Origin of the sequence: Limosilactobacillus fastidiosus (assembly GCF_014145505.1) — a bacterium.
Taxonomy (GTDB): Bacteria; Bacillota; Bacilli; order Lactobacillales; family Lactobacillaceae; genus Limosilactobacillus; species Limosilactobacillus fastidiosus.
In genome coordinates this window covers 86,711-100,631 of sequence record NZ_JACIUZ010000011.1, presented here as the reverse complement: position 1 = coordinate 100,631, position 13,921 = coordinate 86,711, and the positions used below count along the sequence as shown (strand labels likewise).

Annotated in this window: 13 protein-coding genes; 8 read left to right on the top strand and 5 right to left on the bottom strand. The window is 38.4% G+C overall.

Annotated features, from left to right (window positions below; all coding sequences use genetic code 11):
* Positions 1 to 14: 14 nt before the first annotated feature.
* Both recD2 and H5R64_RS00740 read left to right on the top strand, forming a co-directional pair.
* The gene (gene recD2, locus H5R64_RS00745) at positions 15 to 2,495 is read left to right on the top strand and encodes an SF1B family DNA helicase RecD2 (RefSeq protein ID WP_182579961.1); all 2,481 of its coding nucleotides are present in this window, start codon (positions 15 to 17) and stop codon (positions 2,493 to 2,495) included.
* Between the two features lie 73 nt (positions 2,496 to 2,568).
* Positions 2,569 to 3,534, top strand: coding sequence for a ribose-phosphate diphosphokinase (locus H5R64_RS00740; protein WP_182582533.1), 966 nt, complete (start codon positions 2,569 to 2,571; stop codon positions 3,532 to 3,534).
* A 152-nt stretch (positions 3,535 to 3,686) separates the two neighbouring features.
* On the opposite strand, the gene H5R64_RS00735 is transcribed toward H5R64_RS00740, so the two are convergent.
* Complete coding sequence (locus tag H5R64_RS00735; protein WP_182579957.1) at positions 3,687 to 4,112, bottom strand: Spx/MgsR family RNA polymerase-binding regulatory protein; 426 nt, start codon at positions 4,110 to 4,112, stop codon at positions 3,687 to 3,689.
* Between the two features lie 265 nt (positions 4,113 to 4,377).
* Between H5R64_RS00735 and H5R64_RS00730 the strand changes: the two genes are divergently transcribed.
* The gene (locus tag H5R64_RS00730; protein WP_182579955.1) at positions 4,378 to 5,766 is read left to right on the top strand and encodes an NlpC/P60 family protein; all 1,389 of its coding nucleotides are present in this window, start codon (positions 4,378 to 4,380) and stop codon (positions 5,764 to 5,766) included.
* Between the two features lie 140 nt (positions 5,767 to 5,906).
* On the opposite strand, the gene H5R64_RS00725 is transcribed toward H5R64_RS00730, so the two are convergent.
* A complete protein-coding gene (locus H5R64_RS00725; RefSeq protein WP_182579953.1) occupies positions 5,907 to 6,839 on the bottom strand; it encodes a diacylglycerol/lipid kinase family protein in 933 nt (310 codons plus the stop codon).
* A gap of 66 nt (positions 6,840 to 6,905) precedes the next feature.
* The gene (locus H5R64_RS00720) at positions 6,906 to 7,118 is read right to left on the bottom strand and encodes a DNA-directed RNA polymerase subunit epsilon (RefSeq protein WP_003716860.1); all 213 of its coding nucleotides are present in this window, start codon (positions 7,116 to 7,118) and stop codon (positions 6,906 to 6,908) included.
* Between the two features lie 135 nt (positions 7,119 to 7,253).
* Between H5R64_RS00720 and H5R64_RS00715 the strand changes: the two genes are divergently transcribed.
* Entirely contained in the window at positions 7,254 to 7,727 is a 474-nt protein-coding gene (locus H5R64_RS00715; protein ID WP_231797886.1) for a hypothetical protein, read from the top strand.
* Positions 7,728 to 7,891: 164 nt separating this feature from the next.
* Here H5R64_RS00715 and H5R64_RS08685 read toward each other — a convergent pair whose 3' ends face one another.
* Both H5R64_RS08685 and def read right to left on the bottom strand, forming a co-directional pair.
* The gene (locus H5R64_RS08685) at positions 7,892 to 8,053 is read right to left on the bottom strand and encodes an IS3 family transposase (RefSeq protein WP_182579949.1); all 162 of its coding nucleotides are present in this window, start codon (positions 8,051 to 8,053) and stop codon (positions 7,892 to 7,894) included.
* 69 nt (positions 8,054 to 8,122) lie between these two features.
* A complete protein-coding gene (gene def / locus H5R64_RS00705; protein WP_182579947.1) occupies positions 8,123 to 8,686 on the bottom strand; it encodes a peptide deformylase in 564 nt (187 codons plus the stop codon).
* 304 nt (positions 8,687 to 8,990) lie between these two features.
* Between def and pdhA the strand changes: the two genes are divergently transcribed.
* The 4 genes from pdhA to lpdA are packed head-to-tail and all read left to right on the top strand — an operon-like array spanning position 8,991 to position 13,892.
* Complete coding sequence (gene pdhA / locus H5R64_RS00700) at positions 8,991 to 10,097, top strand: pyruvate dehydrogenase (acetyl-transferring) E1 component subunit alpha (protein ID WP_182579945.1); 1,107 nt, start codon at positions 8,991 to 8,993, stop codon at positions 10,095 to 10,097.
* Between the two features lie 2 nt (positions 10,098 to 10,099).
* Positions 10,100 to 11,077, top strand: coding sequence for an alpha-ketoacid dehydrogenase subunit beta (locus tag H5R64_RS00695; protein ID WP_182579944.1), 978 nt, complete (start codon positions 10,100 to 10,102; stop codon positions 11,075 to 11,077).
* Between the two features lie 44 nt (positions 11,078 to 11,121).
* On the top strand, positions 11,122 to 12,459 hold the full coding sequence (locus H5R64_RS00690) for a 2-oxo acid dehydrogenase subunit E2 (RefSeq protein WP_182582529.1): 1,338 nt from the start codon (positions 11,122 to 11,124) through the stop codon (positions 12,457 to 12,459).
* Positions 12,460 to 12,464: 5 nt separating this feature from the next.
* Entirely contained in the window at positions 12,465 to 13,892 is a 1,428-nt protein-coding gene (gene lpdA / locus H5R64_RS00685) for a dihydrolipoyl dehydrogenase (protein WP_182582527.1), read from the top strand.
* The last annotated feature ends 29 nt before the right edge of the window (positions 13,893 to 13,921 follow it).

Genomic DNA, 13,921 nt, shown 5'->3' with positions numbered 1-13,921 from the left:
AAAGGATGACTTTCATGGCAGAAGAAATTAACTTATTTGAGACGCCAGAAGAGTCATCTTTTTTTATTGGTCAGGTTCAATCAGACATATTTGATAGTCCTGATTCTTTTTATAAGGTCCTTTTGGTATCGGTAGAAGATGCTAATTTTGACTGGAAAGAAAGTGAAATAACAGTTACGGGGAGCTTTGGTGATTTGCGTGATGACCAAACATATCGATTTGAGGGAAAGCTAGTTGACCACCCGAAATATGGGCGTCAATTTCAGGCAAGTTCATATCATGCCAATCAACCAACGAGTAAAGAAGGAATTATTAACTTTCTCTCTGGTAAGCAGTTTCCCGGAGTGGGGAAAAAGACCGCAGAAAAAATTGTTGATCATTTAGGAATTCAAGCAATTGATAAAATTAATGCTGATCCACATGTTTTGGATGGTTTAAAACTACGTGAAGTAGTACGAACCAGCCTTGTAGAAAATCTCAATGCTAACCAAGGAATGGACCAAATTATTATTGGACTGAATGATCTTGGCTTTGGGAGTAATCTAAGTAGCGCAATTTTTGACCGATACGGAGATGAAACTCTCCATGTTATTAGTGAAAATCCCTACCAGCTTGTTCAAGATATTGACGGGATTAGTTTTAAACGAGCAGATCAAGTTGCAATTAAAATGGGGATTCCTTCGGATGATGAGCGTCGAATCTCAGCTGCTATTATTCAAGCAATTAATGATTTAACGATGGCAAGTGGGGATACTTATACAAGTGATAAGCCATTGCTTCAAGAGAGCATACGGTTGCTTGCTGAAAGTAGTAGTGAGCCAATTTCGACAGCTAAAGTAACCCAGCAGATTGTAACTATGGAAAAAGAAGGTACCATTCAATACGAAGAGAAGCGGATTTATCCGGCGAACCTTTATAAAGCTGAGTGGCAAATTGCTGAAAATCTGCACCGCCTTTCCCAGAAACATAACAATTCAAAAAATAAGCAACAAGTTGCAACAATTTTAGAAAAGTTGCCGGTTAAGACAGGAATCAAATACGACGACGTTCAAATCGAAGCAATTAAAACCGCTCTAACATCTAAAGTAATGCTTCTTACTGGTGGACCAGGAACTGGAAAGACGACGATCATTAAAGGGGTAGTAGCAGCATTTGCTGAAATGCATGATATTGCACTCGATCTAAATCAATATAAAGAAAAAGCATTTCCGATTTTACTGGCCGCCCCAACAGGCCGTGCTGCAAAGAGAATGAGTGAAGCAACTGATTTACCAGCCAGCACAATTCACCGGTTATTGGGATTAAATGGACGTGAAATGCCAACTGAGCTAAATGCAAAGGATCTTGAAGGTTCGTTATTAATTGTTGACGAAATGTCAATGGTCGATACCTTACTATTTAAGGTCCTGGTTCAATCGATCCCAACGTCAATGCATGTTATTTTTGTTGGTGATAAGGATCAGTTACCGTCAGTCGGTCCTGGTCAGGTATTTCATGACTTGTTAGCGTTTACTGATTTACCACGGATCGAATTGAAAAAGATTCACCGACAGGCAGCTGATTCAACAATTATTCCGCTAGCTCACGCCATTCGTGAGGGAAAAATCCCTAGTGATTTGACAGTTAAAATGGCAGATCGATCGTTTATTGCATGTCATTCACAACAGGTTCCAGAAGTTGTAAAGCAAATTATTGAGATGAGCCAAAAACGTGGGTATGACGCAAATGATCTTCAAATTCTTGCGCCAATGTATCGTGGGGCAGCAGGGGTTGATCGTCTTAATGACCTTTCACAGTCAGTTTATAATCCTGCAATTCCTGATAAACAAGAAATTGAATTTCGTGGTCAGATTTTTCGGGTTGGTGATAAAGTCCTGCAATTAGTTAATAGTCCAGAAAATAATGTTTTTAATGGAGATATTGGGCGAATTACTTCAATTGAAAATGGTAGAACTAAGGGTAAAAAGAATTCCTCAATAACAATTGACTTTGACGGAAACGAGGTTAATTATGGTCGGTTAGAGTGGTCACAGATTCGCTTAGCTTATAGTATTTCAATTCATAAATCTCAGGGGAGTCAATTTAAGATCGTAATTTTACCCCTAGTACACGAATTTGGTCGGATGCTCCAACGAAATCTTTTGTATACTGCCATTACCCGCGCTGCGGATAAATTGATTATGGTTGGTGAAACTTATGCATTTGTGACAGCAATTAACAACCAATCTGTTAACCGGCAAACTAGTTTGGTGAGACGATTAACAGATGTTTGGAATCATCATGGAGAATTAAAATCACCCCTTGAGCAAGGGACGGAAGATCAATTTAAAACTGATCAAAGTAAAGAACAAGATAATGAACACCCAGGGTCAGTGAAAATAGCTGAACCTGGTAAGGTGAAGGAAAAGATCCTTACTCCCACATTAATTAAAGCAGGGACCATTGATCCGATGATCGGGATGGATGGAATAAGACCAACTGATTTTAAAAAATAGTTCAGCTTGCACCGGATAGAAAAACTTGCGATAATAACAATGTATTGTTGATTTTATCTTGAGGAGAATAACGATGACTGAAATAAAAGATGCGAAAAATGTTCGCTTATTTGCCTTAAACTCTAATGAACCACTAGCTAAAAGTGTCTCTGATAAAATTGGGTTACCTCTTAGCAAGGCTTCAATTAGTCATTTTGCTGATGGGGAAATCAAAGTTACGATTGATGAAAGTGTTCGTGGTTGTGAAACCTACGTGATTCAATCAGTTTCTAATCCAGTTAATACTAACCTGATGGAATTATTGATTATGGTTGATGCCTTACGTCGGGCGAGTGCCAAAAAGATTAATGTTGTGATGCCATATTATGGTTATGCGCGGCAAGACCGCAAAGCGCGGAGTCGGGAACCAATCACCGCAAAATTAATTGCTAACTTGCTTGAAATGGATAACATTGATCGGCTAATTACGATTAACTTGCATGCTGCTCAAGTTCAAGGCTTTTTTGATATTCCAGTTGACCATTTACAGGCTACCAAATTGTTTGCAAAGTATGTCCAAGAGCGAGAACTTGGTAATGACATTGTTGTCGTTTCACCTGATCATGCTGGGGTTAGTTTGGCCCGACAATTTGCAGAAGAAATTAAGGCACCAATTGCGATTGTTGATAATCGGAATGATGAAGTTCGCGAACGAACTGATCAGGAAGTTCCTGAATATGTTATTGGTGATGTTAAAGATAAGGTCGCAATTATCGTTGATGATATAGTTGATACTGGGGTTCGGATGAATCTTTCTGCAAGGGCGTTGCAAAAGTTTGGAGCGAAGAAGATTTATGGAATTGCAACCCACGCTGTCTTATCTGGAAATGCTCCTCGAGTATTAGAAGAATCGCCGCTTGAAGAGATGTGGGTTACAGATACAATCAATTTACCTGCTGAAAAAGAATTTAAGAAGCTTCGGCGTCTTTCTGTTGCAGAGCTCTTAAAGGAAGCAATAGTGCGGGTTCATAATCACCAGTCAATTCATGCATTATTTTAGAAGAGCGGATAACTTGGGAGAAATTTCAAGCTAGTATATCGTCCTAAAAGTAAAAGAGATCACAAGTATTCAATTTTTGAATACTTGTGATCTCTTTTATATATTCCAATGTAATTAAATATTATTATAATTGCATATTTAAACCATTTCGATTAAAAAGGAAACGCAAAATGGCTTGTTTGGAGATTGTGTTTCAATAATAGGTTTGCAAGCTCATCTCTACGCTCTTGTTGTGAAACAAAGATACCCATTTTTTCTTGATCGAAACCAGTTACTAACTTGTTTTCATCACAGATAATCGGATTTTTCAAAACGTGGGGATTCTTCTGAATCGTTTTTACAAGTTGGTTAATTGTTAGGTTTTCAGAAGTTAACTTGAGAGCTTTGGTATCTCGAGAACGACTGGAAATTAAGTCCGCAGTTCCGTTAATTGATTTACTCAGCAAGTTAAAAATCTCTGATTGAGTTAATGATTGCTTTTCAATGTTCCGTTCATTTACAGATAGTCGGTGAGCGGTAAGCCATTTAACTGCTTTTCGTTTTGAAGGGTCGTTAGTGTGATAGTATATCCAAACCATGCAATCACTTCCTTCTATAACTATTTTTATTCTATCAATGAATTAAGACGAACAGCTTGAATTTACGCTCGTCTTTAATAAAACTTAAGTAAAATAACTTTTTTGTAATATTTATCACATTATTTTGCCTTAATAAAAAAATAAAATCTTTAAAAATGTTAAAATTAGTACAAGAATTCCTAAAAAAATGATATGGTTAAAGAAGTTTGAATCTAATATTAGTAATTAGCAATTATTTTTCGTTTATTTGAGAGGATGTTTCTGTATGGTAAAAAAGGTACATAAGTATAGTTCATCAAAAAGATTAGTTGCTGGGACAGTAGGGGCATTAAGTGTTTTTGCTTTAACTGCCCAAGCAAATAATACTGTTGAAGCAAAGGCTAAGAATAATAATGCAGGCACTGAACAACCTGAATCAATGAGTTCTTCAGCAAGTGCTATTCGGAACAATAACCAGTTATCATTGGCTCCAATGGTGTCTTCATCATCTGCAGCTAAGTCTGCTTCAACAGCACATAATGGTACTTATGTAGTTAAGAGTGGTGATACTTTAAGCGAATTAGCGGTTCACTTTAATGTTACTCTTAATGATCTTGTTTCCTGGAATCATATTCAGAATCCAGACCTAATTTATGTTGGTCAACAACTATTGGTTGAAGGAAAGGGTGCTGATTCAGCAACAATCCAGTCAAGTACAGAAAGCGCTCAACCGCAGTCTTACACTGTCGCAGGAAATGGTGCTCAACAGGATCAACCACAGCAAACAACCCCAGTTCAACAATCTGCTTCACAACAAGTAACGCCCGTATATCAACAAGGGACTTACCAACAAGCAACAGCTGTTAACCCTACTACAACTGCTTACACGAGTGATGCAAATGCAGCAGCTTATAACTCAGCAGTTGTTAGTCAGCAAGGTTCAACGGTTGCGGTTGCAAGCCAACCGGTAGCTAGTCAACAAACAGTAGCTGCCAACTCTACTGCAACTGCCTACACAAGTGATACAAATGCAGCAGCTTATAATTCAGCAGCTGTTACTAGTCAACAAAGTTCAGTGGCTCCTGTCACTAATAACCAACAGGCAAGTCAAGCTTCAGCAGTTAGTGCTAGTCAAGAAGTAACCGCAAATAGTAGTACTGCTTCACAACAACCTGCTGTTCAACAAGTGGCATATGCCCAGAACCAAACTTCTAACAGTTCAGCTACTGTTCAAACACAATCACAGCCACAACAAAGCCAAGTAGCTTCACAACAGCCTCAAACTACCACTCAAAATAACGTTGATTTACATTCAGGTTCAGTGGTAAGTTTGGCAAGCAAGATTGCTAATTCAAATAGCGTTCCATATCAATGGGGTGGTAATTCATTAAGTGGAATGGATTGTTCAGGCTTTGTTCAATATGTATACGCAAACGCTGAAGGTAAGCAATTACCACATAACACCGTTGCAATGGAAAGTTATGTTAACTCAAAGCCAGCTAGTCAAGCTCAATCAGGAGATCTTCTTTTCTGGGGTAATCATGGGAGCACATACCACGTTGGTATTTACGTGGGAAATAACCAATATGCTGCTGCCGCTAAACCAGGAACAAATGTGGCTGTATATAATTTAAGTCCTAACTTTGCACCAAGTTTTGCTGGTACAGTTAAGTAAGATTAATTATAATAGTAAAAAAGAAACTAGGTTTTGCCTGGTTTCTTTTTATTTATTACGTTGATACAGAGGAATATTTGTCTATACTAACAACAGGTTAATAGTGTTATCAACTATGCAGTAATTTTTTGTATACTAACTTATTTTAATGGATCCTGCCAAAACCGATAATGACTAGTGTTAATTGTTAGATCATAAAAACGATTTCCCATGTTTTCACCATCAATCTGACCAAACTCTAAAGAAGTCGTAGAATAGTGGAGCTTATTAGCATGAAATCGTTGTGCAAATCGTGATTCAGCTAGTTTACCCCGTGCAAGCTGAATTACTTCCCAAAGAGTAAGAAGCCAATTTTTTCGTTCAGCGATAACCATATTAATAGCATCTTCCTCAATCTTTGCGGAATGATCGATTTGAAAACCGCCTCCCAGATAAGGGTGGTTAGTTGCCACAACAATAAAAGCCTTAGGGAAGATATAATGATGGTTTTGTTCCTGAAGAGTTAACTGAAAAGGTTGTTGGTCATATATGACACCAAAGGCCTTACTTAAGTATGAAAGGCTACCTAAGCGGATCCTATTTAACCTTTTCTTTGTACTAGATGAATTAGTCCGACTAACAATTGCGGCATCAAAACCAATTCCAATATTATTTAAGAAGAAGCCTTCTTCTTTTTTGATTGACTCAAAATAATGACCAATCGTAATGGTTCGCGCTTCTGTTGTAGAGAGAATCTGCTGAAGAGCCTTTTCAGGATTTAATGAAATTCCATAGCCCCGTGCAAAATCATTACCAGTACCAGCAGGAATGTATGATAAAGGAAATGATGCTCCGGCATTTATTAGGCCATTTAGAACGTTATGAAGAGTACCATCCCCACCAATCACGATAACAACAGTATTTTTATTTGAGTTTGTGGAAATCTTCTTTGCTAAAAATACTTCGTGTTTAGAGTAGCTAGTTTGATGGAGGGAATAATCTAACTGTCCTTCGATGGAAGGACGGAGAATGTTCCAAGTTTTTTGAGCTTTCCCATTTCCTGCAGTCGGATTTAGGATTATCTCATAATGCATAATTAGACCTCCCTTAATATCAAGCAAAAGACAGCCGAGAGAATTCCCGACTGTCTTAATTAGCAATTAGAATTTAGTAATCTTAAAGTTTGGATTTTGTTTTTCATATTCCAAAGCTTTATCGTCTAATTGCTCGACGAATTCGATGTTGTAGTCAGTATTTTCTTCAACCAATAGTAAAGCTTGGGCTTCTGAGTCAGCTTCAATATACAATGATTGAGTATTTTCACGAACCGGTCGCTTAGTTGCATCGGGTTGATAGTATACTTTAAAAGTCATACTGTAAAATGCTCCTTATTATTTAATTTAAACTTTAGTTACTTAAATTATTTTAGCACATCTAATCAATTGTGTTACTAAAAATTGGAAAATGGTATGATTAAGTTAAATATAATTAAGAAATGGGATGAGCTTATGTCATTTTTTTGGCTAGTTCTTTTAGTGGTTGTTGCCGTAATTATTATTTATGTTGTTGTTCATCGCTTACTAATTAATCGTGCAACTCTGATATTAAAAAAACGAGCACAGTCAGTAACTAATGAGGCAGTAAACGATTGTCTCGGTCAATTAAGCGGTCAAACGTTTAACCTTTCTTCTGAGATTGTTGCAGATGTTTGGGGAAAGGGTGTTCTTGCGTTTGAATTTCATTTTGATCCGGCAAAATACCACCTAACAAAAAAGCAACTTAGTAAGAATATTCTTGAGCAAAAGCTAATTGAGTATGCGAAAAAGAATAAAATTTCGGCATATAAAGAGAATTCAACCATATTTAAGGTAACTGATTGGTGGACTTATGAAAATATTTTGCATATTGATGTTGCTTATGTTTTAAATGAAGCAACTCGTGAGTACATTGCAGATTTACAGCGCCTAGATCAGCACAAATAAGTCGGAAACTTAAAATTGATTTTTAATAAAATTAAAGAGATTGGTGAAATGAAGTGCCATTAAAAAGTTAGAAGTTTTATGTAATTTTAATAAGTGGAATGAGATTGAACATATTCGTTCGGTGTCATTCCATTTTTGTTTAATGAAATTCGTTTACTGTTGAATCATTGTATATAGTCTCTGACAACTTTTTTAAGCTGATCAATTGAAGTGATTACTAATCGATTCAAACATTCACGTTTCAAAAGATTAAAGAAACTTTCAATTAGTGAATTGTCTAAATAATCTTGTGTAACCTTAAATTTGAAGTTAGCTGAATATTTCAAAAAAACCCTAGAATTATTAGATTATGTCTAACAATTCTAGGGTACTTTAAAATTATCGTTCTCTTTATTTTAGCTAATCATAATAGTATCGTCAGGCGCCTTGAATGGATCTTCCTTATTGATATGGTCGTAGAAAAGAACGCCATGAAGGTGATCAATTTCATGTTGACAAACAATTGCCGGGTAATTCTTTAGCCGAACTTGGTGGGTTTCTCCATTAACGTCTTGGTAACGTAACGTGATTCGGTCATGACGAGGAACATAACCAGGAACATCCTTATCGACAGAAAGACAACCTTCACCTTCTGTTAGTGCTCCGTACTGTACAGATTCGCTAACAATAACGGGATTAATAATAACGTCTTTAAAAGAAGGCTTATCGTCATCTTCATCTAAAGATGGAACGAGAACTGCGGCCATTTGTTTTGAGATGCCAACTTGGGGAGCGGCTAAACCAACACCAGCTCGGAGTTTATATTTTTCACACAATACTGGATCCTGGCTTACTTCAAGATATTTCATAGCACGCTTAGCAAATTCTTGATCCTCTTTTGATAATGGAAATTCAACTTTTGCGGCACGTTTACGTAAGACAGGGTCACCATCGCGAACGATATCTTTCATTAAATACACAATGATCATCCTCCAAATTAATTGTTATTGTTACTATTATAATTCAAACAAGTAGTAGTTTATCACAAACTAATATTGAATAAAAATTTCACCCAAAAGTAAAAGAATATATAAAACAAGTAAAGTTAAACCAATCATCTTAAATATAAGCATATACAAATTAATAAAATTTTAGTCTGATTATTTAAAACAAGCGAATGAAAGCGATTGTATAATATTGAAAGAGCGTTATACTAAATAATGTAAGTAAGGTAAGTGATCGCTTACGATAATGTTAATTAGATTTGGAAAGGGATGTTTGATAATGGCCAATACCAAAGCTGTTGACTTTGCAAAGATTAAGGCTGAAGAAGGCGCTCCGTATGCAAAACCTGTTCAAATCCTCGATAATGATGGGAATGTTGTTAACAAGGATTTAATGGCTAACTTCAGTGATGATCTGCTAGTTGATTTAATGAAAAAGATGGTTTGGGAACGTGCACTTCACGAACAAACCATGAGTTTCTCTAAGCAAGGTCGTTTAGGATTTTATGCTCCAACTTGGGGTGAAGAGGCCTCAGAAATGGGGACAGCGGCTGCATTTAAGAAGAATGACTTCTTATTCCCTGCATATCGTGACTTGCCTCAATTAATTCAACATGGTGCAACTGTTGCTCAAATGTACCTTTGGTCAAAGGGGCACCTAAAGGGTAACCTATTCGATGCTCGTGCATTACGTCCACAAATTATTATCGGTGCCCAAATGGTTGAAATGGCCGGTGGTGCGCTTGGTATTAAGAAGAATGGTGAAAAGGATACCGTTGCTTATGCATATACCGGTGAAGGTGGTTCATCCCAAGGTGACACTTATGAAGGGATGAACTTTGCAGGGGCATTCCAAGCTCCTGCCGTATTTATCATTCAAAATAACGGTTGGGCAATTTCATTTCCTCGGAAGCTTCAAACGTATGCCCAAACTATTGCCCAAAAAGGTGTTGCAGCTGGTATTCCAGGTGTTCAGGTTGATGGAATGGATGTTTTGGCATGTTACGAAGTTGCTAAGGAAGCACGTGAATTTGCTGCTGCCGGGAATGGTCCAGTACTAATTGAAACCTTGACTTACCGGTTTGGTGCTCACAGTTCCGCTGGTGACGATCCTAGTCGTTACCGTACCAAGGAAGAAGAAAATTCATGGTTCGATAAGGATCCGTTGATTCGACTTCGTAAGTACTTAATTAAGAAGGGTCTCTGGTCTGAAGATGAGGAAACTAAGTATGCTGAAGAATGTAAGGAAGACTTCAAGAAGGCTATGAAGGAAGCTGATTCTGTAGAACCAGAAAAAGTTACTGATATGCTTAAGCGGACCTTTGAAGTTCCAACTCCAGATATTAAAGAACAAATTAAGAAGTACGAAGCAAAGGAGTCGAAGTAATCATGGCTAAAAAGACTTATATCAAAGCTATTACTGAAGGTATTGACATTGCTTTGTCTGAAGATCCTAAGACCTTGGTCTTTGGTGAAGATGTTGGTAAAAATGGTGGTGTTTTCCGTGCTACAAACGGCTTACAAGAAAAGTATGGAAAGGATCGGGTGTTTAGTACACCATTAGCTGAATCTGGTATTTTAGGGTTATCCATTGGATTAGCCGCAACTGGTTGGCGTCCCGTACCAGAAATTCAATTCATGGGCTTCACGTTTGAAGCAATGGACTCAATTGCTGCACAAATGTCACGTGTACGTTTCCAATATGATGGTACCAAAAATATGCCAATCACTATTCGTACTCCATACGGTGGTGGTACTCATACTGCTGAATTGCACGGGGATGATCTTGAAAACTTCTTCATAGGTATTCCGGGACTTCGTGTTGTTGCACCAAGCTCAGCATATGATGCTAAGGGACTTATTATCTCCGCTATCGAAAATAATGATCCAGTTCTCTTCCTTGAAAACCTTCGTCTTTACCGTTCTGTTAAAGGCGAAGTTCCTGACAAGAAGTACACTGTTCCGTTGGATAAGGCTAATGTTGTTCAAGAAGGTAGCGATGTAACTATTATCGCTTATGGTGGTGAAGTTTCTGAAGCACAAAAAGCAGCTAAGAAGCTTGCTAAGAAGAATATCTCTGCTGAAATTATCGACCTTCGTTCACTTTATCCACTTGATACTGATACTATCTTTGAATCAATCAAGAAAACTCACCGTGTAGTAATCGTTCAAGAAGCACAAAAGATGGCTGGTGTTGGCGCACAAGTTGCTTCTGCTATTTCTGAAGGTGCCATCATGTACTTGGATGCTCCAGTTATTCGTGTAGCTGCTCCAAACTCTGTTTACCCATTCCCACAAGCAGAAAATGTATGGCTTCCTGGTGCTGATGACATTGAAGATGCCGCAACACAAGCTGTTAATTATTAATCGCAGTGGATACACTACTGATTAAGAAAGGAAGTTAAATCAATATGGCTTATAAATTTAGACTACCTGAAATGGGTGAAGGTTTGACCGAAGGGGACATCGCTTCTTTCTTAGTAAAGGAAGGCGATAAAGTCAAAGATGGTGACCCATTAGTAGAAATTCAAACTGATAAATCAACCACTCAACTTGTTTCTCCCGTTTCCGGTACAATCAAGAAGATTGAAGCAAAGGAAGATGATCACGTTGAAAAAGGTGACGATCTTGTAATCATTGATGATGGCAAGGATGGCGTAAGCACTAACGTTGAAGAAGACGGTTCTGATGATGCTGAAGATGAACCGGCCGAAGAATCAAGTGCTTCAGCTGGAAGTGAAGTTTCTGTAGCTTCAAGCGCTCCGGCGTCAGCCACTAAGAAGGGCGGGGTAGCGCCATTAGCTAAACCAAACAAGCTAGTTATGGCAATGCCTTCAGTACGTCAATACGCTCGTGATAAGGGTGTTGACATTTCCTTGGTACAACCCACTGGTAAACACGGTCAAGTACTAAAGATTGATATTGATAACTTCAACGGTAATGCTGGTAAGGCTGCTTCCGCTTCAGCCTCTAACACTTCTGCTGCTGTTGCTAGTGCTCCAGCGGCCGGTAATACGATCAAGCCTTATGAAGGTGCTGGTAAAGACGCTGAAACTCGGGAACCATTGTCTAACATGCGGAAAATCATTGCGAAAAACATGCGTGATTCAGTAGAGATTAGCCCAATGGTAACTGTTTTCGCTAACGCAGAAGTTTCTAAAATGATGGCTAACCGGAAGAAGTACAAGGCCATTGCTGCGGAACAAGGTATTCACTTGACATTCTTACCCTATGTTGTTAAAGCTTTGATTGCGATGATGAAGAAGTACCCAGAATTCAACTGCTCAATTGATGATAGTACTCAAGAATTAGTTCAAAAGCACTATTACAACATTGGAATTGCTACAAGTACTGATCATGGTCTGTATAATCCTAACATTAAGAATGCAGATTCTAAGAGTATGTTTGAAATTGCAAAGGAAATTTCTGAAAATGCTCAAGCAGCAGAGGATAACAAGCTTAGTCCAGATAGCATGGCTCACGGCTCAATGACAATTTCTAATATTGGTTCAATGCGTGGTGGTTGGTTCACCCCAATTATTAACCAACCAGAAGTTGCTATTCTTGGTATGGGTACCATTGCTACTGAACCAATTGTTAATGCAGATGGCGAAATCGTAGTTGGTCACAACATGAAGTTGTCATTAACTGTTGATCACCGTTTGATTGATGGTGCCCTTGCTACGGAAGCTTTGAACTACTTGAAGAAGCTCCTTGAAGATCCTGAATTATTAATGATGGAGGGATAATTAGTATGGCTGATGTTGAACAAAAAGATACTGTAATTGTAGGTGGCGGACCTGGTGGTTATGTTGCTGCTATTCGTGCCTCAGAACTCGGACAAAAGGTCACCTTAATTGAAAAAGGCGAACCTGGTCTGGGTGGGGTATGTCTTAATATTGGATGTGTTCCATCAAAGGCTTTAATTGCTGCTGGTCATCGTTTACAAGAGGCTAAGGACTCATCTGTTTATGGCATTTCTAAGACGGATGCAACAATTGACTTTAAGAAGACCCAGGAGTGGAAGCAGAAACAGGTCGTTGACCGGATGATCCGTGGTGTTGAAATGCTGTTGAAGAAGCACAAGGTTGAAGTAATTGATGGAGAAGCTGTAATGGACAGTGATTCTCAACTACGAGTAATGAAGACCGGGCCAAAGCAATTTATGGACAATGATAACGGTCGGGTAATCAAGTGGAATAATTTGATTTTAGCAACCGGTTCACGTCCAGTAGAAATTAAGGGCTTTAAATTTGAAGGTCGGGTTATTGACTCAACTGGTGGTTTAAATCTTCCTGAAATTCCTAAAGAATTTGTTGTTATCGGTGGTGGATACATCGGTACCGAATTAGCCGGTGCATATGCTGACTTAGGTTCACATGTTACCATCCTTGAAGGCTCCAACTCAATTCTTGGTGGCTTTGACAAGGATATGGTAAAGATTGTGGAAAAGAACCTGAAGAAGAAGGGCATTGACATTATTACTAATGCCATGGCAAAGAGTTCCACACAAGATGATAATAGCGTTACTGTCAAGTATGAAGTTGACGGTAAAGAACAAAGTTTGACGGCTGATTACTGTATGGTTTCAGTTGGTCGGAAGCCAAATACTGATAACTTTGGTCTTGAAATGACCAAAGTTAAGTTAGATGATCATGGCAAGATTGTTGTTGATAAGCAAGGGAAGACCTCTGTTGATCATATCTATGCGGTTGGTGATATTGTTCCTGGTCCTGCTTTAGCACACAAGGCATTCTTTGAAGGTAAGACTGCTGCCGGTGCGATTGCTGGTAAGAATACTGCTAACGATTGGGTTGGTGTTCCTGCAGTTTGCTTCGCTGATCCAGAATTAGCTGAGGTTGGTATGAATGCTGAACAAGCTAAGGAAAAGGGAATCGAAGTTGCTACTTCACAATTCCCATTTGCTGGTAATGCACGTGCCGTTTCGCTTGATGAAGCGGAAGGCTTTGTTCGTCTTATCTACACTAAAGATGAGAAGAATATCATTGGTGCACAAGTTGTCGGCCCAGAAGCAAGTACTTTAGCCGGTGAACTTTCATTAATTGTTAACTGCGGTATGAATGTTGAAGATGTTGCTTTGACAATTCACCCTCACCCAACATTGAATGAACCAATTCAAGAAGCGGCTGATGTTGCCCTTGGATTGCCAACTCACATTTAGAATGTTGTAAAGCATCTAAAATCCTGAAA